Annotated in this window: 17 protein-coding genes and 4 pseudogenes; 8 read left to right on the top strand and 13 right to left on the bottom strand. The window is 69.8% G+C overall.

Features of this window, described 5'->3' with window-relative positions; genetic code table 11:
* Nucleotides 1–31 precede the first annotated feature (31 nt).
* Nucleotides 32–1443 (top strand): annotated as a pseudogene (locus tag OG390_RS23835) (HelD family protein); the annotation flags it as partial.
* Here the strand turns inward: OG390_RS23835 and OG390_RS23830 are convergent.
* The 3 genes from OG390_RS23830 to OG390_RS23820 form a co-directional block, all read right to left on the bottom strand.
* Nucleotides 1428–1781, bottom strand: a complete 354-nt coding sequence (locus OG390_RS23830; RefSeq protein ID WP_406177823.1) for an SDR family NAD(P)-dependent oxidoreductase — start codon at nt 1779–1781, stop codon at nt 1428–1430. The pseudogene OG390_RS23835 and the gene OG390_RS23830 overlap by 16 nt on opposite strands.
* The gene (locus OG390_RS23825; protein WP_406177821.1) at nt 1778–2665 is read right to left on the bottom strand and encodes a nitroreductase/quinone reductase family protein; all 888 of its coding nucleotides are present in this window, start codon (nt 2663–2665) and stop codon (nt 1778–1780) included. The genes OG390_RS23830 and OG390_RS23825 overlap by 4 nt, the downstream gene beginning before the upstream one ends.
* Before the next feature lie 372 nt (nt 2666–3037).
* Nucleotides 3038–3925, bottom strand: a complete 888-nt coding sequence (locus OG390_RS23820; protein WP_406170873.1) for a sigma-70 family RNA polymerase sigma factor — start codon at nt 3923–3925, stop codon at nt 3038–3040.
* Between the two features lie 106 nt (nt 3926–4031).
* On the opposite strand from OG390_RS23820, the gene OG390_RS23815 reads away from it, so the two are divergent.
* Nucleotides 4032–4811, top strand: coding sequence for an SDR family oxidoreductase (locus tag OG390_RS23815; protein WP_406170871.1), 780 nt, complete (start codon nt 4032–4034; stop codon nt 4809–4811).
* Between the two features lie 460 nt (nt 4812–5271).
* On the opposite strand, the gene OG390_RS23810 is transcribed toward OG390_RS23815, so the two are convergent.
* The 10 genes and pseudogenes from OG390_RS23810 to OG390_RS23765 form a co-directional block, all read right to left on the bottom strand.
* Complete coding sequence (locus OG390_RS23810; protein WP_406170869.1) at nt 5272–7659, bottom strand: ATP-binding cassette domain-containing protein; 2388 nt, start codon at nt 7657–7659, stop codon at nt 5272–5274.
* Between the two features lie 718 nt (nt 7660–8377).
* A complete protein-coding gene (locus tag OG390_RS23805) occupies nt 8378–9115 on the bottom strand; it encodes a VOC family protein (protein ID WP_406170867.1) in 738 nt (245 codons plus the stop codon).
* Between the two features lie 611 nt (nt 9116–9726).
* Nucleotides 9727–10110: pseudogene (locus OG390_RS23800) on the bottom strand (nucleotidyltransferase family protein); the annotation flags it as partial.
* A gap of 910 nt (nt 10111–11020) precedes the next feature.
* Nucleotides 11021–11516, bottom strand: a pseudogene (locus OG390_RS23795) (isoprenylcysteine carboxyl methyltransferase family protein); the annotation flags it as partial.
* Between the two features lie 41 nt (nt 11517–11557).
* Complete coding sequence (locus tag OG390_RS23790) at nt 11558–12490, bottom strand: acyl-ACP desaturase (RefSeq protein WP_406170865.1); 933 nt, start codon at nt 12488–12490, stop codon at nt 11558–11560.
* Nucleotides 12491–12549: 59 nt separating this feature from the next.
* The gene (locus tag OG390_RS23785; RefSeq protein WP_406170864.1) at nt 12550–13662 is read right to left on the bottom strand and encodes a type III polyketide synthase; all 1113 of its coding nucleotides are present in this window, start codon (nt 13660–13662) and stop codon (nt 12550–12552) included.
* A 5-nt stretch (nt 13663–13667) separates the two neighbouring features.
* Complete coding sequence (locus OG390_RS23780; RefSeq protein ID WP_406170862.1) at nt 13668–15800, bottom strand: MMPL family transporter; 2133 nt, start codon at nt 15798–15800, stop codon at nt 13668–13670.
* A 49-nt stretch (nt 15801–15849) separates the two neighbouring features.
* Entirely contained in the window at nt 15850–17073 is a 1224-nt protein-coding gene (locus OG390_RS23775) for a beta-ketoacyl-[acyl-carrier-protein] synthase family protein (RefSeq protein WP_406170861.1), read from the bottom strand.
* Nucleotides 17063–17332 carry an acyl carrier protein gene (locus OG390_RS23770; RefSeq protein ID WP_402049472.1) on the bottom strand — a complete coding sequence of 90 codons (270 nt, stop codon included), beginning with the start codon at nt 17330–17332 and terminating at the stop codon, nt 17063–17065. The genes OG390_RS23775 and OG390_RS23770 overlap by 11 nt, the downstream gene beginning before the upstream one ends.
* Before the next feature lie 193 nt (nt 17333–17525).
* A pseudogene (locus OG390_RS23765) lies at nt 17526–18202 on the bottom strand (acyl-ACP desaturase).
* 649 nt (nt 18203–18851) lie between these two features.
* Between OG390_RS23765 and OG390_RS23760 the strand changes: the two are divergent.
* The 6 genes from OG390_RS23760 (at nt 18852) to OG390_RS23735 (ending at nt 21939) form a co-directional block, all read left to right on the top strand.
* Complete coding sequence (locus OG390_RS23760) at nt 18852–19139, top strand: hypothetical protein (protein ID WP_406170859.1); 288 nt, start codon at nt 18852–18854, stop codon at nt 19137–19139.
* Between the two features lie 107 nt (nt 19140–19246).
* A complete protein-coding gene (locus OG390_RS23755; RefSeq protein WP_406170857.1) occupies nt 19247–19516 on the top strand; it encodes a hypothetical protein in 270 nt (89 codons plus the stop codon).
* Nucleotides 19513–19839 carry a hypothetical protein gene (locus OG390_RS23750; RefSeq protein WP_406170855.1) on the top strand — a complete coding sequence of 109 codons (327 nt, stop codon included), beginning with the start codon at nt 19513–19515 and terminating at the stop codon, nt 19837–19839. Before OG390_RS23755 ends, OG390_RS23750 begins: the two co-directional genes overlap by 4 nt.
* A 395-nt stretch (nt 19840–20234) precedes the next feature.
* Nucleotides 20235–20747, top strand: a complete 513-nt coding sequence (locus OG390_RS23745; protein WP_406170853.1) for a helix-turn-helix domain-containing protein — start codon at nt 20235–20237, stop codon at nt 20745–20747.
* A 98-nt stretch (nt 20748–20845) separates the two neighbouring features.
* Entirely contained in the window at nt 20846–21466 is a 621-nt protein-coding gene (locus OG390_RS23740) for a hypothetical protein (protein ID WP_406170851.1), read from the top strand.
* A 134-nt stretch (nt 21467–21600) separates the two neighbouring features.
* On the top strand, nt 21601–21939 hold the full coding sequence (locus OG390_RS23735; RefSeq protein WP_189186484.1) for a DUF2516 family protein: 339 nt from the start codon (nt 21601–21603) through the stop codon (nt 21937–21939).
* The last annotated feature ends 50 nt before the right edge of the window (nt 21940–21989 follow it).

Raw genomic sequence — 21989 nt, 5'->3', positions numbered from 1 at the left:
GTTCACTACCGCGCAGTCTTCGACCTCGAGCTTGGTTGAGGTCAAGCGCCGGCCCTGTCGGTGGCGGATCACCGAACATCCCTCCGCCCCGCCCCTGGTCGTCGACTGGCGCGCCCCCGTCTCGCGCGCCTTCCACCAGGCGAGCGCCCGCGACCCGCAGGGCGTCGCCGTGCGCCGGCGGTTCGGCTGGGCGCCCGGCAGCCGCGGCGACTCGACCGATCTCACGGGCCTGGAGGACGAGTACATCGGCACAGGTCACGAGCCGGACAGCCGCATCGTCGCGAGCGAGATCGAGCGCCCCGAGTCGGCCCCATGCGTGACATCGCCGCCACCATCCAGCCCGAACAGGACGAGCTCGTACGAGGTGATCTCGCGGCCTCGGTCTGTGTGCAGGGTGCCCCCGGCACCGGCAAGACGGCCGTCGGCCTGCACCGGGCCGCGTACCTCCCTTACACGCACCCGCAGCGCATCCGGCGCGGCGGTCTGCTGATCCTCGGCCCCAACCGCACCTTCCTCTCGTACATCTCGGAGGTTCTGCCCGCGCTGGGCGAGACGGGCCTGCGGCAGTCGACCGTCGGGGACGAGATCGCCCGGCACCCGGTGACGGGGGAGGACGACGAGCGCGCCGCCGTCGTCAAGCACGACGTCCGTATGGCGGAGGTGTTGCGCCGGGCCCTGTACGGGAACATCGGCAGCCCCGCCGACGCCCTCGTCGTACCGGACGGCTCGTACCGCTGGCGCGTCCCGGTCGACGAACTCCGCCGCATCGTGGACGGCGTACGGGCCGAGGAGCCCCCGTACGCCGTCGGGCGCGAGCGCGTGCGGACGCGGGTCGTGCGCCGTATGCAGGAGCGGGCCGAACGGCGCGCCGTGCCGTGTACGAACGCCTGGCTGCAGATGATCTCCCGGGCCCGGCCGGTCGGTGCGTACGTCGACGCGGTGTGGCCCCGGGTGCGGCCGGAGGAGCTCGTCGCTCAACTCCTCACCGACGCCGATGTGCTGGCGGCGGCGGCCGAGGGGCTCCTGGACGCGGACGAGCAGAAAGCGATCCTGTGGGTCGAGCCGCCGCGGTCGTGGAAGTCGGCACGGTGGTCGGCCGCCGATCTCGTCCTCCTCGACGAGGTCGCCGGGCTCATCGAACACCCAGAGGGGTACGGCCACTTGGTCGTCGACGAGGCGCAGGATCTGTCGCCGATGGAGTGCCGCGCGATCGCGCGACGGGCGTCGTTCGGGTCGCTGACCGTGCTCGGTGATCTCGCGCAGGGCACGACTCCGTGGGCTGCGCGGGAGTGGGGCGAGGTGCTCGGGCATCTGGGGAAGCCGGACGCCGCGGTGGTACCGCTGACGACCGGTTTCCGGGTGCCGGGCGCCGTCGTCGAACTGGCCAATCGGCTGCTGGGGAGTCTGGATGTGGGGGTGCCGCCCGCTCAATCCCTGCGCAGCGCCTTGACCAGTCGCCAGGGAGCGTACAGATTCGTCTCGGCCGCCTCGCGTACGACGTCCAGGTCGGCGGTGGTCGCGCGCTGCCAGGTGTCGTACGTGATCGCCGCGTTGTTGACCAGGACGTCGAGGGCGTCGATGTCCCGGGCGGCCGCGGTGATGTCGGCCTCGGAGGTGACGTCCAGGCGGAGGGGGCGTGCGTTCGGGCCCACATCTCGCGCCGTCTCCGCGGCGGCCTCGGCCGGCCGTGCGGTCACGAGCACGGTGTGGCCCGCGGCGGCCGGCTGCCGGGCGACCTCACGGCCGATGCCTCGGTTGGCGCCGGTGACGAGAGCGATCACCGCGGCGCTCCCGGTGAGGCCCCCTGGGGTGTCAGGAGGGGGATCAACTGTTCTTCCTCGTATGTCAGATGGGCTTCGAGCTCGCTGGTGAGGCGTTCCACCTGGGAGAGTACGCGGCCGGGGTCCGTGTCCTGCGGATCCTGGGCGAGGACGCGGCGCAGCTCTTCGAGAAGCTCGGCGATCCGCTCGTGCTCCTGGCGCAGTCGGTCCAGGGCCGGAGCGAGTGCGGGATGGCGGTCGGCGAGGAGCGGGAAGATGCCGAGCTCTTCGCCGGTGTGATGGTTGTGGAGGCCCTGGCAGAGGGTGAGGCAGTTGACGCGGAGCTGGGCGCCGAGGGAGGCAACGGTGGTGCCGCTGGCGTCGGCAGCCGTGAACTCCGTGCGGATCAGGGCGAGTTCATGCCGGAAGGCGTTGTGGGCGACCAACAGGTGCTCGGCCATGGAGCCGGCGTTGATCTTCGGCGGGCCGTCCTTCGGGATCGGGTGGAGGGCGACGACCGGGATCACGCGATCCGTCTTCGCCTGGTACTCCGCCCAGCCCGGGTCGGCCTCGATGACGCGGGCGAACACGGCGTCGCGTTCGGCGCGTTCGAGGACGACGGCCTGGGCCTCGTAGGTGAAGAGTCCGTCCTCGACGGTCGACCGGGGGTTCGCGACGAGGTTGTGGAACCAGTCGGGATGCTGGGGCGCGCCACCGGCCGACGCGATGACGAGCACCCGCTCGCCGCCGTCGGGGTAGAAAGCGACGGGGGTCGTGTGCGGGGTCCCCGTGCGCGCCCCGGTGGTCGTCAGCAGGAGCAGCCGCGCTCCCTCGAAATAACCACCGACACGTCCGTTGTTGGCGCGGAATTCTTCGATGACCTGCTCATTGAAAGGATTGGGAATTCGCTGCTTTCTTGTTTTTCGGGCAGGGGGAATTGCCGCGGGGCGAATGGGGTGCGACGGGCGCGCCGCGGTGCTGAACGTATGCGTGCGTGAGGGCGCGCGATGCCCCGAACAGGGGGTGCGCGCAGGGAAGTCGTACGGGGGCGCAGTACGCGGAAGGCATACGCGGAGGCCGTACGAAGAAGGCGTACGAAGATGTCGTACGAGGAAAGTGCGGGCGGGGCTCTACCCCGCCCCGGCCTCACTCGGAGGCCGGGCAACCAACTCGCTCACGGCACAAGGCCGACCCGGCAGTCATGGGCGCAACGCTAATGCCAAGTGCGGCCTCAATGCAATGCGATATTCCTTGCCCGAGCGATTTCGGGCATGTTTTCAGGAATCCAGGGCGGCGACTTCCAGTTCAGCGAGGCGGTCCGGGTCGGCGATGACGTCGATCCCGGTGATGCGGCCGTCGTCCGCGAGGGTGAAGGTGAGGACCAGGCGGAGCCGGCCGAGGGGAGCCATGGCCAGGCCGACGGTTCCGTCTAGGAGGGCGAGGCCGGTGAAGCGGGCGCGGCCGGTGGCGGCCATCGCCCCCTTGGCGACGGTGGTCGCACCGCTGACGACGACCCGTTCGGGGGTGGGGATGACGGACCTGTCGGCGTGCAGGACGACGTCCGGGTGGAGGAGGGCGACCAGCGCGTCGAAGTTTCCGCCGCGGGTGGCGGCCAGGAAGGCTTCGACGACCCGTCGCCGGCGGGTGAGGTCGGCCTCGGGCAGGGGCGAGGCGCCCTTGACGCGGCGCCGGGCGCGGCTCGCGAGCTGCCGTACCGCGGCCGGGGAGCGATCGAGCATCGGGCCGATCTCGTCGAAGGGCACGGTGAACATGTCGTGCAGGACGAAGGCGAGCCGCTCGGCCGGGGAGAGCGTGTCCAGTACCACCAGCAGCGCGACACCGACCGAGTCGGCGAGGACCGCTTCCTCTTCGGGGTCGCCGCCGTCCTCCGGGCTGACGGCCGGGTCGGTGAGGCGTGCGTCGAGGGGTTCCTCGCGCTGCCGCTCGCGGGTGCGCAGCATGTTCAGGCACACCCGCGCCACGATCGTGGTCAGCCACCCGGCGAGGTTCTCGACGTCGTCGGTGTCGGCGCGGCCGGCCCGCAGCCAGGCCTCCTGCAGCGCGTCATCGGCTTCGTTCACCGAGCCGAGCATCCGGTAGGCCACCGCACGCAGATGCGTCCGGTGCTCCTCGAACCGCTCCGCCAGCCATGCGCTCTCGCCCACCGTGTCACATTCCTTCTTCGCCGGGTGTCAGAGAAGTAGAACACCGAGAACCCGCTGAGGGGACAGGGATTTCGCAGGTCCGGTCCCCACCACCATGGGAGCAGTCATGACGTCCACCCCGTCAACCATCCTGGTCACCGGCGGCACCGGCACGCTCGGGAGCCTCGTCGTCCCGCTGCTGCGGGAGGCCGGCCGCGATGTACGGGTGCTGAGCCGGCACGCCCGCGGGGCCGCCGACGGCGTCGAGTACGTGGCGGTCGACCTGCTCAAGGGCGAAGGCATCGAGGCCGCGTCGGCCGGGGTCGACACCGTCCTGCACCTCGCGGGCGGCCCCAAGGGCGACGACATCGCGACGCGGAACCTGGTGCGGGCCGCCCGGTCCGCCGGCGTACGGCACCTTGTGTACATCTCGGTCATCGGGGCGGACCGGGTCCCGCTGGCCTGGCTCAGGTCCAAGCTGGACGCCGAGCGGGCCATCGCCGAATCGGGGGTGCCGTGGACGACGCTGCGGGCCGCCCAATTCCACGAACTGACGCTGAAGACGGTGCGGACGATGGCGAAGATGCCGGTCTTCCCGGTCCCGGGCGGCCTGCGCCTCCAGCCGGTCGACGCGCGCGACGTCGCGGCCCGCATCGCGGAACTCGCCCTCGGCAGCCCGGCCGGCCTGGTGCCCGACCTCGCGGGCCCCAAGGTCTACGGCCTCGGCGACCTGGCCCGCGGCTACCTCAAGGCCCACGGCAAGCGCCGTCCGATGATGCCGGTCCGCATCCCCGGCAAGGCGGGGCGCGCCTACCGCGCGGGCGACAACCTGACGCTCGACGGCGCGGAGATCGGCAAGCGGACGTGGGAGGACTTCTTGGCGGAGCGGGTGGGCCAGGCGCATTGATCACGAGCGTTGCTGACAGCGGCCGGCCACCCCTCACCCGCGTCAACAACCCTGCGGGTCAATACACCTGGCGCCGCGACTCAACGGGGTGGGCCCGGTGGTTCCTATGATCACCCCATGATCGAAGGCAAGTTGGTACGGCTGCGGGCGCTGCGCGCCGACGACCTGGACGCCCATGTGCGCTGGCGCAACGACCCGGAGGTGGTGCACTGGGCGACCGGTTCGGCCTCGGGTTCGGGCTCGGGCTCGGCCTCGGGCTCGGCTTCGGCTTCGGGCTCGGGCTCGGCTTCGGCCTCGGGTTCGGGTTCGGGCTCGGCTTCGGCCTCGGGTTCAGCTTCGGGCTCGGCCTGGCTTCGGGCTCGGCCTCGGGCTCGGGCTCGGGTTCGGCTTCGGGCTCGGGTTCGGCTTCGGGCTCGGGTTCGGCTTCGGCCGACGCCGAAGCCGAGAAACCCCTGAACGATCACGCGCCGACGTAGGTCGCGAGGTGCTCGCCGGTGAGGGTGGAGGGGGCGGCGACAAGGTCGGCGGGTGTGCCCTCGAAGACGATCCTGCCGCCGTCGTGGCCGGCGCCGGGGCCGAGGTCGATGATCCAGTCGGCGTGCGCCATGACCGCCTGGTGGTGCTCGACCACGATGACCGACTTGCCGGAGTCGACGAGACCGTCGAGCAGGCCGAGCAGCTGCTCGACGTCGGCGAGATGGAGGCCGGCGGTCGGCTCGTCGAGGACGTAGACGCCGCCCTTCTCGGCCATGTGCGTGGCCAGCTTGAGCCGTTGCCGCTCGCCGCCGGACAGCGTGGTGAGCGGCTGGCCGAGGCTGAGGTAGCCGAGCCCGACGTCGGCGAGCCGGCCGAGGACGCGCTGCGCGGCCGGCGTGTGCGCCTCGCCGGTGCCGAAGAACTCCTCGGCCTCGTTCACCGACATCGCGAGCACCTCGCTGATGTCGCGGCCGCCGAGGTGGTACTCGAGCACCGACGCCTGGTACCGCTTGCCCTCGCACTCCTCGCAGGTGGTGGCGACGCCGGCCATCATCGCCAGGTCGGTGTAGATGACGCCCGCGCCGTTGCACGTGGGGCAGGCGCCCTCGGAGTTGGCGCTGAACAGCGCCGGCTTCACGCCGTTGGTCTTCGCGAACGCCTTGCGGATCGGGTCGAGCAGTCCGGTGTACGTCGCCGGGTTGCTGCGTCGGGAGCCCTTGATGGCTCCCTGGTCGACCGACACCACGCCCGCGCCGGCCGGGATCGAACCGTGGACGAGAGAGCTCTTGCCGGAGCCCGCCACGCCGGTGACGACACAGAGCACCCCGAGCGGGATGTCGACGTCGACGCTCTGGAGGTTGTGGGAGGTGGCGCCGCGGATCTCCAGCGTGCCGGTGGGCTTGCGCACCGTCTCTTTGAGGGCGGCCCGGTCGCCGAGATGGCGTCCGGTGACGGTGTCGCCTGCCCGCAGCCCCTCGACGGTGCCCTCGAAGCAGACGGTGCCGCCCGCCGTGCCGGCACCGGGGCCGAGGTCGACGACGTGGTCCGCGATCGCGATCGTCTGCGGCTTGTGCTCCACGACGAGCACCGTGTTGCCCTTGTCCCGCAGCCGCAGCAGCAGGTCGTTCATCCGCTGGATGTCATGGGGGTGCAGACCCGTGGTGGGCTCGTCGAAGACGTAGGTGACGTCGGTGAGCGAGGAGCCGAGGTGGCGGATCATCTTGACGCGCTGCGCCTCGCCGCCCGAGAGCGTGCCCGCCGGCCGGTCGAGCGCGAGGTAGCCGAGGCCGATCTCCACGAACGAGTCGAGACTCTGCTGCAGCGCGGTGAGCAGCGGCGCCACCGTCGGCTCGGCGAGGCCGCGGACCCATTCGGCCAGGTCGCTGATCTGCATCGCGCAGGCGTCGGCGATGCTGATCTTCTTGATCTTCGAGGACCGGGCCCCCTCGCTGAGCCGGGTGCCGTCGCACTCGGGACAGGTGGTGAAGGTGACCGCCCGCTCCACGAACGCGCGGATGTGCGGCTGCATCGCCTCCTTGTCCTTGGAGAGCATCGACTTCTGGATCCGCGGGATCAGCCCCTCGTAGGTCATGTTGATGCCCGCGATCTTCATCCTGGTCGGCTCGCGGTGGAGGAAGTCGTGCAGCTCCTTCTTGGTGTACTTGCGGATCGGCTTGTCCGGGTCGACGAAGCCCGACTCGCTGTAGAGCCGGGAGTTCCAGCCGCCCCCGGTGTAGCCGGGGACAGTGATCGCGCCTTCGGCGAGCGACTTGGAGTCGTCGTAGAGCTGGGTGAGATCGATGTCGGAGACCGCGCCGCGGCCCTCGCAGCGCGTACACATGCCGCCGGTGCGGGTGAAGGTCGCCTTCACCGCCTTCTTGGCGCCGCGCTCGACGGTGATCGCGCCGCTCGCCCGGACCGAGGGGACATTGAAGGCGTACGCGCTGGGCGGCCCGATGTGCGGTTCGCCGAGCCGGCTGAAGAGGATGCGCAGCATCGCGTTGGCGTCGGTGGCCGTGCCGACGGTGGAGCGGGGGTCGGCGCCCATCCGCTGCTGGTCGACGGTGATCGCGGTGGTCAGGCCGTCGAGGACGTCGACCTCGGGCCGCGCCAGTGTCGGCATGAAGCCCTGCACGAAGGCGCTGTAGGTCTCGTTGATCAGCCGCTGCGACTCCGCGGCGATCGTGTCGAACACCAGTGAGCTCTTGCCCGAGCCGGAGACACCGGTGAACACCGTCAGCCGGCGCTTCGGGATCTCGACGCTGACGTCCTTGAGATTGTTCTCGCGCGCGCCGTGCACGCGGATCAGACCGTGGCTGTCGGCGCCGTCCGGCGCAGGCGACTGCGTGTCCGTCCTCGTGGCCATGCTCATCGTGTCTCCATCTGTCGGGCGGGCCGCCTGCGCGGTCTCCGTCGGCGCCGCCTGGCTCGATCTGACCGCTTCGAGCGTACGTGTGGTTCTGCTTCGCTTCGGGCCGTTGAGCCTTTTGTGCCCCTGCCACGCGGTGCCCCCGCAGAGGCGCCGGACCGGCCGGCGGCCCTGGGGAGGCGTCGGACCGGCCGGCGGCCCTCGCGCATCAGCTCGCGGTACGGCTGAGGGAGGCCGACCTCGCAGTGAGCACCTGGCTTCGCCGCCCGTCTTGGATCTCGGGCTCGCGGGTTTGTCCTTCCGAGCCGAGGTGGAGTTCGCCGGAAACCGGCCCGGTCGCAGGGCACGGTGCGAGCAGGCCCGCACTGCGGGCCGTACGAGGGGGGCGGGAGAAGGAAGGTGTGCGTCTGTCCGACAGACGCACACCTTCCTCGTGATCGGCCAGGTTGGTCAGTTGGCTGCGGCGGTCGACGCCGTGACGGCGGAGGCGAAGTCCGGCTGTACCCCCAGCTGGGCGAGCATGACGCTGAGGCCGACGTAGCAGTTGAACTCCCGGTCGGGGACGAGTGACGTCGCCAGGATGCGGGGCGGAACAGGGCGTCAGGGGCCCGAGTGTGCGGGCGGGGTGTTCCGCATCGGTGCCGGCGGCCAGGTCTCCACCCGGGGGCATGGCGCATGAGCAGACAGGGCTCACGTGTCGGGGTGTCGTCAAGGCTCCGCGTCAGGACCGGGCGAGGACGCAGAACTCGTGGCCCTCCGGGTCGGCCAGGCACGTCCACGGGACGTCGCCCTGGCCGACGTCGAGATCGGTGGCGCCGAGGGCCCGCAGCCGGGCCACCTCCGCTGCTTTGTCGTCACCGGGGTCCGGCACCAGGTCAAGATGGACGCGGTCCGGCACGGTCTTCACGCCAGTGCGGAGGAACTCGAGATACGGGCCGACACCCTTGGCGGAGCGCCACACCGCATGATCGTCGGTCACCTCGTGCAGGGTCCAGTCCATCGCCTCGTCCCAGAACCGGGCCATGGCCCGCGGATCCGCGCAGTCGACCACCACCCGGGCGATCGGCCCGGTGTCCCGGTAGACCTCCCGAGGCTCCAGCACGCAGAACTCGTTTCCCTCGGGGTCGGCGAGGACCGTCCACGGCACTTTGCCCTGGCCCACGTGGGCGGGCGTCGCACCGAGAGCCTTCAGGCGCGCGACCAACTCCGCCTGATGGGCCACAGAGGTGGTGGCGAGATCGAGGTGCACACGGTTCTTTGCTGTCGTCTTGGGTTCCGGGACGGCAATGACGTCGACGCAGACGGTGACCGGGTCCAGCCAATCGAAGCCGAGGGGTTGAGCGGCGGTCGCGCCGGGTTCCGCGCTGGTCACACGCCAGCCGAGCGCCTCCGCCCAGAACCGGCCGACCGCCGAGTCATCAAGCGCCTTTATGTTCACCAGGACGGGTCGCAGCGTCATGCCGGCGATCCTATGCACCCGCTCTGCAACGACATCCGCAGGTACCGTCGCCAAACGGAGATCAACTCGCTCACCAGCCGCAATGCTCAGCCGGCCAAGCAGACCGCTGAGACGGAGCGAGCCAGTTGTCGTCAACCGTCCACCCTGGCCAGGGGGTTTCTGGACCGCTGAGCACGACAACTGTCGTCAGATTCGCATCGTTCTTGGCGTGTCCCGCACTTTTTGCAAGCAAGTTGTCGCCAACTCCGAAGATCACCGACTCCTGGGAAGGGGGTGCCGTTTGTCTGGGTGCATGACTGATCTACAAGGCGTCACCGCCCCGTACGCAGGGGATGGCACGTCGTACAGCGCCGGGCCGGTGTGGTCTCACCGGTGTAGGTGGGAGGACCTGCTCATACCGGTCTCAGTGGACGCCGGTCGGGCTGGCCTGGATGTGTCGGACGGCTGGGCTGACCGGTGGACGGCGACGTGGAAGTACGCGGGGGACGACGTGATGGGGCCGGTACGGCATCTGGGGCACGCGCCGGTGGCGGACCGCCGGCCGATGCGGGGGTTCACCTGGCGGCGCGATCAGCGGCACCGGCCTGGTCTGGAATCGCTGCTGGCGACGGGGCGGCCTCGGTGGACTCGTGAGGGGGGCAGGGCACCCCGAATTTCTGCTCGTACCAGAGATGCACACGGGCCTCGTTGCGAATCTCCACCTCGGCCGGAAGCCCGGCGAACACCTCCTGCCCTGCCTTGATCACGGCATCCTCTGCCTCCCAGGACAGGTCGGTGCCGTCGAAGTAAAAGATGTCGTAGTCCTTGATGCCGCCGGTCGGGGGCCTGTCGGTGACCACGTTCCACACCGTCTGGAAAAGGCAGCCCGCCGTCACATACCAGCCGGGCAGTTCCAGCGTCGCCGCCCTGGTCAGCACGTCGGTCAGGACGTCGTTCTGGGAGAGCACGGACCGCAAGCCATCGAGCTGCTCAACGAGCGGGAGTCGACCAAGCATCCGTACTCCCTATCACGATCAGCCGCTTTCACAAGGCGCGTTGGCTGCAAGCGGGCGTCCCAGTCCGCGAGGCAGGCAAGGTCAGGACTGCGTGCTCCGGAACGCGAGATACCGGCTGAAGGCTTCGTGGCTGTCGGGGGTGAAGCGCCACTCCGACAGAGCCGAGCTCCGGCTCGGTCAGCCAGCCATGCCAGGCGACCTTGAGATCCGGGTCAGCACAGAATCAGCAGGGGTCGAACAGGTCAGCGCCTACACGGCTTGCGCGCAGGTACTCGCGCCTGCCTCCGACGGGGGTCGACCCGCCATGTCGAGGGGCTCGGACCGCATGGCGTTCTGCAGGACCTGCTGGCAGCGATGCCAGGCGCAGGGCACAGGGTGTCCGTAGATGTCGACGGTTACCTTGATGGACCGGTGGCCGAGCTGGCGGGAGACGTCGCATATGGGAACGCCGTTCGCGAGGGCCGTCGGGGCGAAGGAGTCCCGCAGGGCACGCGATGTGCACTTCGTCCGGCCTGGCCGTCCACCAGTCTCTTGAAGTGGTAGCCATACGCCAGCCTTCGGTGCCTGCCGGACGGGCTGATGAAGTCGACAGGCACCGGGGCCCACTGCCCTCGATCCGCGGCGGCCCCTCCCCGATTCCACGTTCCAGCTTCTTCCGCCCGAGGGATGGCCTGCTCCCCGAGACCCGTGCCCCGACTTGCGCCCCGTCCGTTCGGCCTGCGCGCAGCGGCCGACCGCATCCCGCAGGTCCACGCGCGGGGGGCCTCGCCGGTCGACGCTCACGACGATGTGCGGGTAGGAGACGCGCAGCGCGAACAGTAGGGGTCCGTCGATGAGGTCGGCGAACAGCTCCACGAACTGCCCTGCGCCGCTGGTCCCACCGCAGGCCATAGCACCGCGTTCTCCGTGCGACGCGGACGACGAGCCAAGGCGTGTTGGCGATGGTGAAGAGCATGGCAGTAATCCATGCGGTGTGGACGAGGGGCAGGGCGATGCCTTCGAACAGGACGATGAGGTAGTTGGGGTGCCGCATCCAACGGTAGGGCCCGGTGGTGACCAGCGGTAGCCCGGGCACGACGATGACGCGGGTGTTCCATCGGGGGCCGAGCGCCCTCATGCACCAGGCGCGGCCTGCCTGCACGAGGATGAGGGGCCAGCGCCGGCCAGCCGATCAAAGGGACGAAGGCGCGGTCGGTGAGGGCGACCTCTGCAACGGTCCCAACGAGCAGGCAGACATGAAGGGTGATCATGACAGGGTGGTGGCGTTGCCCGTACTCGACGCCGCCGCGGTCGATGGCCCATCGCGCGTTGCGGCGGGCGGTTGTCAGTTCGACCAGGCGCACGACGGCCACCGCGGTCACGAGAACGAACAGACTTACGGGGATCGTCACCCAGCCAAGGGACATGTCGGATCGTCCTTCTCACTCCCGGCGGCGAAATCCTCGTCTTACGCGGTCGCGAGTCGGTTGAGCCGTTCGGCCAGGGCGCGGTATCTGCCGGCACGGTCCGCTGATTCCTCCATGTGCGCGGCGATCTCCTCCTGGGCGTGCTGTCCGACCGGTGTAAGTCCGGTGGTGTCGAGGGCGCCGAGCATGCGGACGAAGGGAAGGGCGATGTCCTTGTGGTAGATCTCCGGTGAGAGGATGCCCGACCTGGCCATGGAGCTGATCAGCCGGCCGAAGCCGGGTGCGGCATGGCCGGGGGGACGGAATGTCTTGAGGACTTTGGCCACAGCCTGAAGCGTTCGGTCGGGGTGCATACGCATACACGCCTGGAGGGTGGTCCGGTAGAAGAGCATGTGCCGGTTCTCGTCGTGGGCGATGCGCTGCATCAGAGCCCCGCACGCCGGTTCGTCGCACAGTCGGCGGATTCCCTGGTAGCTGACGCGGGTGCCGAGCTCCTGGATGGTGACGTAGACCAGAGAGGCGATGAGGTCGCCTCGGTAGTCGATCTCGTAGCCGTGCTGCACATGCACGGCGCGGGCGTCCTCCAAAAGCACCGGATCGGCACTGCGGGTGACCACGAGGTAGTCACGGATGGCGGTGCCGTGCCTGGCCTCCTCCACGGTCCATCGATTGACCCAGACACCCCAAGGGCCGTCGAGCGACAGCATTTCCCCGATCACCCGGTGGTAACTGGGCAGGTTTTCTTCGGTGAGCAGACTATAGAGGAGGCCGTCCCGAGCGGCCGCCTTCAGTTTCTGCTGGGAGGGGTCCCATGGCTCCCCTTCGAGGAGACCGTCGTAGTCACGGCCCTGGCTCCACGGGACGTACTGGTGCGGGTACCAGTCGACGGTAGTCCGGAAGTGCGTGTCGAGGGCGTCGGTGACCACAGGTTCGAGGTCGATCAGGATGCGTACGTCTGCGGGGATGGCGGGCACGGTCCGTGACACCTTTCTGGTCATGCGGTCGTCAGGTTTCGGTGGCGGCGGGCGGCCCCCTACCAGCGGAGGAGGACCAGTTCGATGGCGAACCCCGGCCCCATGGCGGCGACCAGGCCGGGTGCGTTCGCGGGGGGCGGTGTTTCCATGGCCGCGTGCAGGATGTCCAGTACGGAGACGGACGAGAGGTTGCCCCGCTCGGCCACGGAGCGCCGGGTGAGCTCCAAGGCGCCAGGCTGCAGGTCCAGGGCCTGCTGTACAGCGGTAAAGACCTTCGGTCCGCCACCGTGGATGATCCAGCTCGCGATCTGGTGCGGCGACAGTGCGTGCCGCGCGAGGAGCCCTTGGACGGCCGTGGGCAAGTGCTTCTCCGTGAGCGTCGGGACCTCGGGCGACAGCAGGATCCGGAAGCCGTGGGAGCCGATGTCCCAGCCAAGGACGTCCTCGGTGCCGGGGACCAGCAGGCTGTGGGTGTCCACCAGCTCAGGCCCGGCGGGGCAGCCGTCCCGCTGGGCTCCGAAGGCCACGACGGCGGCCGCGCCGTCCCCGAAGAGGCTGCCGGCGACGATGTTTGCCACGGAGCCGTCCTTGAGCTGGTGCGCCAGTGTGCACAGTTCCACGGCGAGCAGGACGGCCACTTGGTCGGGGTGGGCCAGTAGGTAGTCATGGAGCCGGGCCAGACCTGCGGCGCCTCCGGCGCAGCCGCTGCCGAACAGCGGGATACGTTTGACGTCCGGCCGTAGCCCGACCCGGTGGGCGAGCCGAGCCTCCAGCGACGGCACGGCCAGCCCGGTGACGGTGGTGCTGATCACCGCGTCGACCTCCTCCGGCTGGACGCCTGCGGTGCGCAGCGCGCCGATCAGCGCCCGTTCGCCCAGGTCCATGGCGGTGTCGAGCCAGACGCGGTTCTGCTCGGTGAAGTCCTCCCGGCGGGCGAGATCGACGAGCTTCTCCAACGGCAGGGACAGCGAGCGGGTCTCCACACCCGAGTTGGTATGGATCTTATGGAGTACCAGAGCGCCCATCTCGGACTCCAGCAGCGTCGTGCGGGCCAGGGCGGCCAGGATCTCTTCCTGCCGGTATCGATACGGCGGGAAGGCCGTCTGGATCGCCACCACCTGTGGGCCGGCGACCGCGGACTGCCGGGTGCGGTCATGTGTCGCCTGAGGCATCGACATCAGCTTCCGCCTTTCTTCACAGGTGTAGTGATCAACAACGTGGACCTGGTGCGGGCCGGAGCCCACCAGTTCGCCGGACCAAGGGCCGCCATGACGGCGGGCACCAGAACTCCCCGCACCAGGACGGCGTCCACGAGCGCGCCGAGCGCGACGCCGATGCCGATGAACTTGAGTAGGGCGACGTGGGAGGTGGCCATGGCCGCGGTCGAAATCGCCACGGCTGCCGCAGCGGACGTCATCAGCCGGCCGGTGTGGGCGACGCCCTCGATGATCGAGGTGCGGTTGTCTCCGCAGCGGTCGTACTCCTCCCGGATACGGCCGAGCAGGAAGACCTCGTAGTCCACCGAGAGGGCGAGCGCGATGAACAGGACGAACAGCAGCGTCGAGGCGTCCAGTGTTCCCGTCGCCGTGAAGTGGCCGAGCACTGCGCTGCCGTGGCCGTCCTGGAAGAGAACGACGAGCGCGCCGAGGCTCGCCCCGAGGCTGGCGGCGGCCACGATCAGAGCTTTCAGGGGGGCAACCAGGGTACGGGTGAAGGCGCTGAGGAGGGCCAGGAGCCCCACAGTCAGCAGAAACAGGCACCACGGGAGGGCGCCGAGGACGGCGTCAGCCGTGTCGACGACCTCCGCGGCTCGCCCGCCCACCGCCACGCTTCCCGGGGCGGGGGTTTGGCGTACCTTGTGCACCACGGTGTCCGCCTCCGGCGTGCCGGGGGCGGCGGACGTGGCCGCCAGCAGCACGACCGCCTCACCGGACGGAGCCACACGCACCACGCGGACACCAGTGATGCCCGGGACACGGGCGAGTCGGTCGCCGTACGCCGGTGCACCGTCCGTCGCCCGCGGTCCGGTGACGACCACGGTGAGGAGCCGCTCCGGTGGCGCGGTGAACTCGGCGCGCACACGCTCGGCCGCTGCGGCAGCCGGAGCCGACGAAGGCAGCGTGTGTTCGTCCACAATGCCGAGCTGAGCGTGGGTGAAGGGCAGGGCCAGCAGGGCCAGCAGCAGCACCGCCAGGCCGCCCGCCAGGAGGGGCCGTGCGGTGACCGTGGACGTCGTGCGATGCCAGAAGCGACTCCTGTCCCCGGCACGGGCACGCCGCCACCGCGCCAGCGGGTCCCATGCCTGGGCCCGGGGGCCGAGCAGCCGCAGACAGGCGGGCAGCACGGTCAGGGCGACCAGCGCCGCCAGCACGGTGACGATCATGCCCGCCAGGGAGAGTGCGCGCAGCATCGGCACCGGCACTACCAAGGCGGTGGCGAGGCATACGGTGACGGCGGCGGCGGAGAATGCGACCGAACGGCCGCTGGAGCGGCGGGCGGCCGCCAGCGCTGTGTGAAGGTCCGCGCCCCGGGAGGTCTCCTCGCGTACGCGGGCCAGCAGGAAGAGGCTGTAGTCGACGGCCAGGCCGAAACCGATCGCCGAGGCGGCGTTCACCGCGACCCGTGAAACGTCGGCTACCTGCGCCAGCAGGCCCAGGACCGGGATGGTGCAGCCGATGGCAAGCGCGGCCACGACCACGGGCAGCAGCGCGGACACCACGGACCCGTAGGCGAAGACCAGGACGACGAAGAGTACCGGCGCGGCCAGCAGTTCGGCCCGGCTCAGATCGCGCTCGATGGTCTCGTCGATCTCCCGGTTGGCCCACACCTCGCCGCTGGGCTCCACCCGCATCCCCGGGACGGCCGAGCGGGCCGCCGCCACCACACCGGGCGCCACCTGTTTACGTTCCTTGTCCGTCCCCTTCAGCCGTACGGCGACCAGCAGGGTCCGTCCGTCCTTGGAGCGCAGCCACGTGTCACCGGTGGTCTGTGCCGACCACACGGTCTTGACGTCGCGCTGCCCGGCCAGCGTCTCCATCATCGTTTTGGTGCCGTCCCGGACGGCGGCCCCGCGTTCACCGTCGGTGCGCTGTGAAACGCCGGTGCGCTGTGAAACGGCCAGGAGCAGATCGGGCGAGGGCACGCCGAGCCGCTCTACCTGCCGTCTGGCGCGCGTCGCCTCCGTGTCCGTCGCAACCGCGCCGCCCGTGCTCAGCGCCGAGAAGGCAACCGGGGCCAGCACCCCCGCGCACACCGCCGCCAGCAGGGCGCTCACCACCACCAGCCAGGCCCGGCGCCGCACCGCATCCATCCGTGTGCCTCCGTCTTGCATCCGATCCGGACGCTTCGTCTGGCTCCCACTAGGAAGCCGTGAACAGCAGAACGGCGTTCTGGCCGCCGAAGCCGAAGGAGCAACTGATCCCCGCGTCGCCGCGCGTGGGGCGGGGACGTCCGGCGACGATGTCCAGCTTGTGGTCCCCGTCCTGGCCCTCGAAGTTCGCCACCGGCGGGACGGCCGCATGGCGCAGCGCGAGAACCGTGTACGCCGCCTGAATCGCCCCGGCCGCGCCCAGCGCGTGCCCGATCACGCCCTTGGACGCGGTGACCGGCGGCCCATCGTCACCGAAGACGCGGACGAGGGCTCGTGCCTCGGCCGCGTCGTTCAGCGGGGTGGAGGTGCCGTGCGCGTTGACGTGGCCGACGTTCCTCGGCCCGCACGCGGCGTCGGCGAGAGCGGTGTGGATAGCGCGGACCGCGCCGTCGCCCTGCGGGTGCGGGGCGATGGGATGGTGCGCGTCGGCGCCGGCACCGTAACCCCGCAGCAGCGCCAGGACGGGAGCCCGGCGGGCCCGAGCCGCGCATGCGCGTTCGAGGACGAGGATGCCGGCGCCCTCGCCCAGGACGAAGCCGTCACGTTGCGCGTCGAACGGCCGGCTGGCCAGAGCCGGTTCAGCCCTGCGCCGGGACAGTGCCCGCATCCGCGTGAAGCACGTGGCCGTCATGCGCGAGCGAGCCGACTCACTGCCGCCCGCCAGCATGATGTCGCAGGTACCGGATCGCAGCAGGTCCCGGGCCACTCCGATCGCGGTGGCGCCCGACGCGCAGGCGCTGGCGGTGGTGAAGTTGGGGCCGCGCACGCCCAGGTCGATGGCGACCTCGCCCGCGGCCATGCTCGGAACGCTGCGCGGGAGCGCGAGCGGCGAGACCCGCTCCGGCCGCCCGGCGCCGAGGTGGCCGAACTCAGTGACGTATGTACTCAAACTGTTCGATCCCACGCCCAGCACGACACCGACTCGCTCCGCTTCCCAGGTACGACGATCGAGGCGCGCGTCCGCGACGGCCCGCCGGGCGGCGACGAGGGCGAACTGGATGAAGCGGTCCCCGCGCCGCGCCGACGCCCGGCCGAGTTCCGTCTCGGCGTCGAAGTCCGTCACCCGGCAGGAGAAGTCGACGGGCAGGCCCGCCAGGCCGGGATCCGTCGCGGCCAGCGAGCGCCCCCGGCACAAGGCCGCCCAGTTCGCCTCCACCGTATGCCCGGCCGGAGTCACCAGCCCCAGCCCAGTGACCGCGATCTCAGCGCGCATGCTCGAACGCCCGAGCCGCCTCGCCCAGGGTCGAAGACGGGCGCAGGTCCAGGGCGTTCTCGGGCAGGACGATCCCGTACTCCTCCTCCGCCGCCACCACCAACTCCATCAGCGACAGCGAGTCCAGGCCGAGACTCTCGAACGTCGTCCTGCCGGAGAACTCACCGGCATCCGCCTTTACATTAAGGTGGCCGGTCAGCAGGGCCACCAACTCCTCGGGAAGGGCCGACTCCGCCGCGCCTTCCGCCGCCTGCCTCATGCCTGGGTCTCCTGTTTCCTCGCTGCGAGAGGCCCTGCGGCGCTGCCCGCGTTTATCCGTCTGAAGGCCACGCGCGCGGGAAGCTTCGTCTCAAGCCACTCCACGTGTTGACCGAGCCGGTCCTGCGCCTGTCGCCCGGCCGCACCCAGCCCGGTCGTCGACATCACGCCAAGCGCACACAACAACGGCCCCATCACGTACTCGCGATGGACATCGAGGTTGAAGATGCCGGCTGCCGCGACCCGCGCCGCCCGCGCCCCGAACCGGGGATCCCGGCCCCGGGCATCCGAAAGCCACACACCACGTCAGCCAGGGCCATCAGGGCCTCGGCCGGGAAGCCTTGGAGCGCGTCAGCGTATAGGCCCCGGTAGAACAGCATGTGCAGGTTCTCGTCCGCCGCGATCCGGGCCATCAGTTGCTCGCCCACACGGTCACCGCACGACGCGCCGACGTTGCGGTGGGCCCGGTGGGTCGCCAGTTCCTGCACGGTCACGTACGCCAGCGCGTGCAGGACGGTCGGCAGGTCACTGCGGTACCCGGTGCTGACGTGCCGCATCCGCAGCTCCTCCAGGGCCACCGGGTCGACCGCCCGGCGGGCATGGACGTAGGCCCGAAGCGGGTCGCGATCTCGAAGTGGTAACTGGGCAGGTCGTCCTCGGTGAGGAGATTGATGATCAGCGCGTCCTGCACGGGTTGCGACAGCGTCGACTGCGCCGATTCCCAGGCCAAACCCTTCAGCGGCCCGTCGAAGTCCCGCGCCGCACTCCACGGCACGAACTGGTGCGGCAGCCAGTCACGCGCAGCCGCAAGATGCCGCTCCAGGAGCCGCTCGACCGACGGCTCCAGCTCCCGCAGCACGACTTCCGCCATATTGCCGACCACGCCCGCACCTCCCCTGTCCTGCCCGTTATCTGTTGAGCTGTGCGTCACCGTGTAAACACCAACGAGGGGTGTAGGGAACGATCTGTCACTCGTTAGTGTTCGTAAGGCCGTTCCAGCCATGGCCATCCATGACGCCGACCTGCTGAACGCGCTGCCCTACCCGGCGCTCAACCTTGTCCACACGCTTGTCCACACGCCCGAGGACCCGGTAGGGCCGCATGCCGAGGTTGCAGGGCTGACCAGCGCTTTTAGGTCGGCCGGTTCGTGGTGGAGGGGCACCTCAGCGGGACATGCACGCACACCGCGCGTTCGTCCGTCGCCGTAGACGCCGAGCAGGTCGTCGCGGAACAGGCGGCCAGGAAGCTGTCAACACGTCGTCGCCGGCGCGCCGACCGCCTGACAGGTCAGCGCGGGGCCCCGCAGGACTGCGAGCTTCCCGGGTGGGCCGTGCTGGTCAACTCACACCTCGCGGGGCGGGCCGGGACGGGCGGGTCCGAGCGGGAGCACCGTGACCGGTGTCGCAGTCACGGACGGGCCCGGTTATGGTCACCGTCGTCCCCTTCTCCGTTCTCCGTGGGCCGTCGGGGCGGGGTACGTGGCGGGCAGAGCCAGGGCGTGCGGGTGTCGCGACTCGCGGATGCGGCACGGCGCTGTGCGAAACGGTGTGGAACTGCCCGAGGTCTACGCCCTGCTGGTCGGCGCAGCGCGCGCCGCCGCACACGCGTGCCTAAACGACGAGGTGCGTTCCCGCTTGCTCGCCACCGTGTTCGCGGGGCTGGCGCCAGCCACGAGCCAGACATCGACAGCGGACTTCTCGTGTCGCGCTCCACGGCGGGCAACGACTGTCAACCGCCTGCGGTCAGGAGCCGCTGTCCTGTTCGATCACGAGGGCGGTTCTGATCGAACAGGATGCCTGCTCGGGTGATCTTGGCTGGGTGGGCGCATGGGAACAGGGCCCCTTGGTAGCTCGGGGTTGCGTTACCTACTCGAGCACAAACCCACCACGGCGACCAGGAGATTGCCCGGCTGACCGTGACCGGCGCCGATATGCCCTGGACGCACGCCGAAGTCGAGACACTTCCTGGTTTTGAAGAGTTCCGTCCCCTCTTCAGTGAGCAAGAGCGAGCTGCCGACGAGGAGGACTGGGAGCGGGCCGACGCCTGCTACATCCAGATCCGCAGTGCGCTCACCCTGACGTTTCCCGACGGCGGCCCGGTCGCCGAGTTCATGCTGCACATCCACGACGACGGCACCGCCGGCTGGCGCTGGCACGACGAGCCCTTCGCCGCGGTGAACCCGTGACGAGCTGGGTTCGCTGCTTCTGGGACGAGGAAGACGTCTGGTTCTACTTCGAGCTGGACGCCGATGGCTATGTGATCCGGCAGGTCGAGTTGCAGGAGCCCGGAAACAAGGCTCTTACCGCTGCCTCGCTGGCCGAGTGGCAAGAAGCCCAAAGAGACGGTCGGTCAGCTGAATACAAGAGCGTCTACGGTCTGACCGCGGAACCACCCATCTCCGAGTGGGAAGGGCACGACCCGCAGTCGTTGTCGGCCGATGAGTTCGAGATCGTTTGGTCGACCGCCCGCGGTGAGCTTCAGGATCGTCAGCGGCGCCCCTCTTCCTGAGCACGTCCGTTACTGCGGCTTCCGACCAGGAAACTGCCATCTTCAATGCGAAACCGGCCGTCAAGCGTCTCGCCAACCTGACAAGGTCCTGCTCAGGCGGCAACCGCTGTGCCGGGGCACGTTACTTGCCGTGCCCCACGCCTCCCGACCTGCGAGTTCCCTCCGGCGTTCCACGACATCTGTCGGGAGAGTCGCACCGTACTTGTCGTCAACCCCCTCCAGGCGGTGGCGTGCATCGCCAGGAGCAGCCCGTTTGCGCAGGTCAGAGCCCGCAGGACAGTTGTCCTGCAAACAGGACAACTACCGTGCTCAGGCTCACCGCCTGCGGCGTGGCGTGGCGCACTCTTGCAAGCGGATGCTTGCAATTGTTAGCGAGGATGGGGCAAGGTGGGGGCATGGCATCGCTCAACGTCGGCAATCTTGGTGAGTATCTGCGGGAACAGCGGCGCAACGCGCAGCTGTCACTGCGGCAGCTCGCCGACGCCGCCGGGGTGTCCAATCCGTATCTGAGCCAGATCGAGCGCGGGCTGCGCAAGCCGAGCGCGGAGGTGTTGCAGCAGGTCGCCAAGGCGCTGCGGATCTCCGCCGAGACGCTGTACGTGCGGGCCGGCATCCTCGACGCCGAGCGGGACCGGGACGAGGTGGAGACGCGCGCCGTCATCCTCGCCGATCCCACGCTGAACGAGCGGCAGAAGCAGGTGCTGCTCCAGATCTACGAGTCCTTCCGCAAGGAGAACGGATTCGAGATCACCCCGGCGAGCGAGGACGTGCACGACACCGAGGTGCACGGCACCGGCAGACGCACGGCTCAGGACATACCGGATGCCGAGCACCCGAAGGACACCGCCGTCCGCGGCCCCCGCACGGCCGACGGCAGCGATGCCGATCCGCAGCAGACCGCCAGTTGAAGAACAGCGCCAGCACCGCCAGAAGCTCCGCAGACCGGCCGGTCACACCGCGGATCACCAAAACCCTCAGCCGAAAGCGACACGGGAGGACCATCGCCATGGCCATCACCGACGACATCCGCAAGGCCGCCACGGACCCGACCCCGCTCTACTTCCTCGCCGGCACCGCCGATCTGGCCGTCCAGCAGGCCAGGAAGGTCCCCGGCATCGTGGATCAGATCCGCGCCGAAGCCCCCGCGCGCATCGAGACCGTCAAGAACATCGACCCGAACGCCGTCCAGGAGAGGGCCGCCGCTCGCGCCAAGGAGGCGCAGGAGACCATCCAGGTCAAGGTGACGGAGTTCATCAGCACGCTCGACGCCGACCTCAAGAAGCTCGGCAGCACCCTCGACACCGACCTGAAGAAGCTCGGTGAGTCCGCTCAGGACTTCGCCCTGCGTGGTGTCGGCGTCGCCGCCGAGTACGCCGTCAAGGCCCGGGAGACGTACGAGAAGGTCGCCGAGCACGGCGAGCAGACCGTGAGGACCTGGCGCGGCGAGGCCGCCGACGAGATCGAGGAGCTGGCCGCGGCCGTCGAGCCGAACGCCGAGCCGGTCGAGGTCAAGGACGAGGGCAAGCCGGCCGAGTCCGCCGCGTCCGTCCCGGCGAAGAAGCCCGTCGCCAAGAAGGCCCCGGCCCGCAAGACCACCGTCAAGAAGACGACTCCGCCCGCGAAGTAGGTCGTGGGAAGCAGGTCGTAAGCAACAACCAGGCCGCTTCGCCTTCCTGAGACGGGCCGGGCACTCTCAGAGTTCCCGGCCCGTTCTGCGGGTACGGTGGCCGTAGAGACGACTCGACTCGGGCGGTGGGCATTGTGCTGATGACGGCATTCGGCGGCCTCATGTGGCTGATCTTCACGGCCATGCTGGTGCTCGCCGTGGTGGCGCTGGTGATGGCCGCGGTGGCCCGCGAGGACGCCTACCGCGCGGCCGACAAGCAGAACAAGATGTTCTGGCTGATCATCCTCGGCATCACGGTGGCGGTGAACCTCCTGGTGCCGATGCTCTTCCTGCAGATCGCGGGCCTGATCGCCACGATCGTCTTCTTCGTCGACGTCCGCCCCGCCCTGCGCCAGGTATCCGGCGGCGGCCGCGGCCGCCGCGGCGGAAGCAGCAGCGACGGCCCGTACGGTCCCTACAACGGCGGACGGTAAGACCAACCAGCCCAATACGGTGGATAAGGCCAATACGGCCAAGACGGCCA

The organism is Streptomyces sp. NBC_00996, from assembly GCF_045162675.1.
GTDB lineage: Bacteria > Actinomycetota > Actinomycetes > Streptomycetales > Streptomycetaceae > Streptomyces.
The sequence above is the reverse complement of the archived record's forward strand: the minus strand, read 5'-3'. Positions and strand labels throughout refer to the sequence as shown.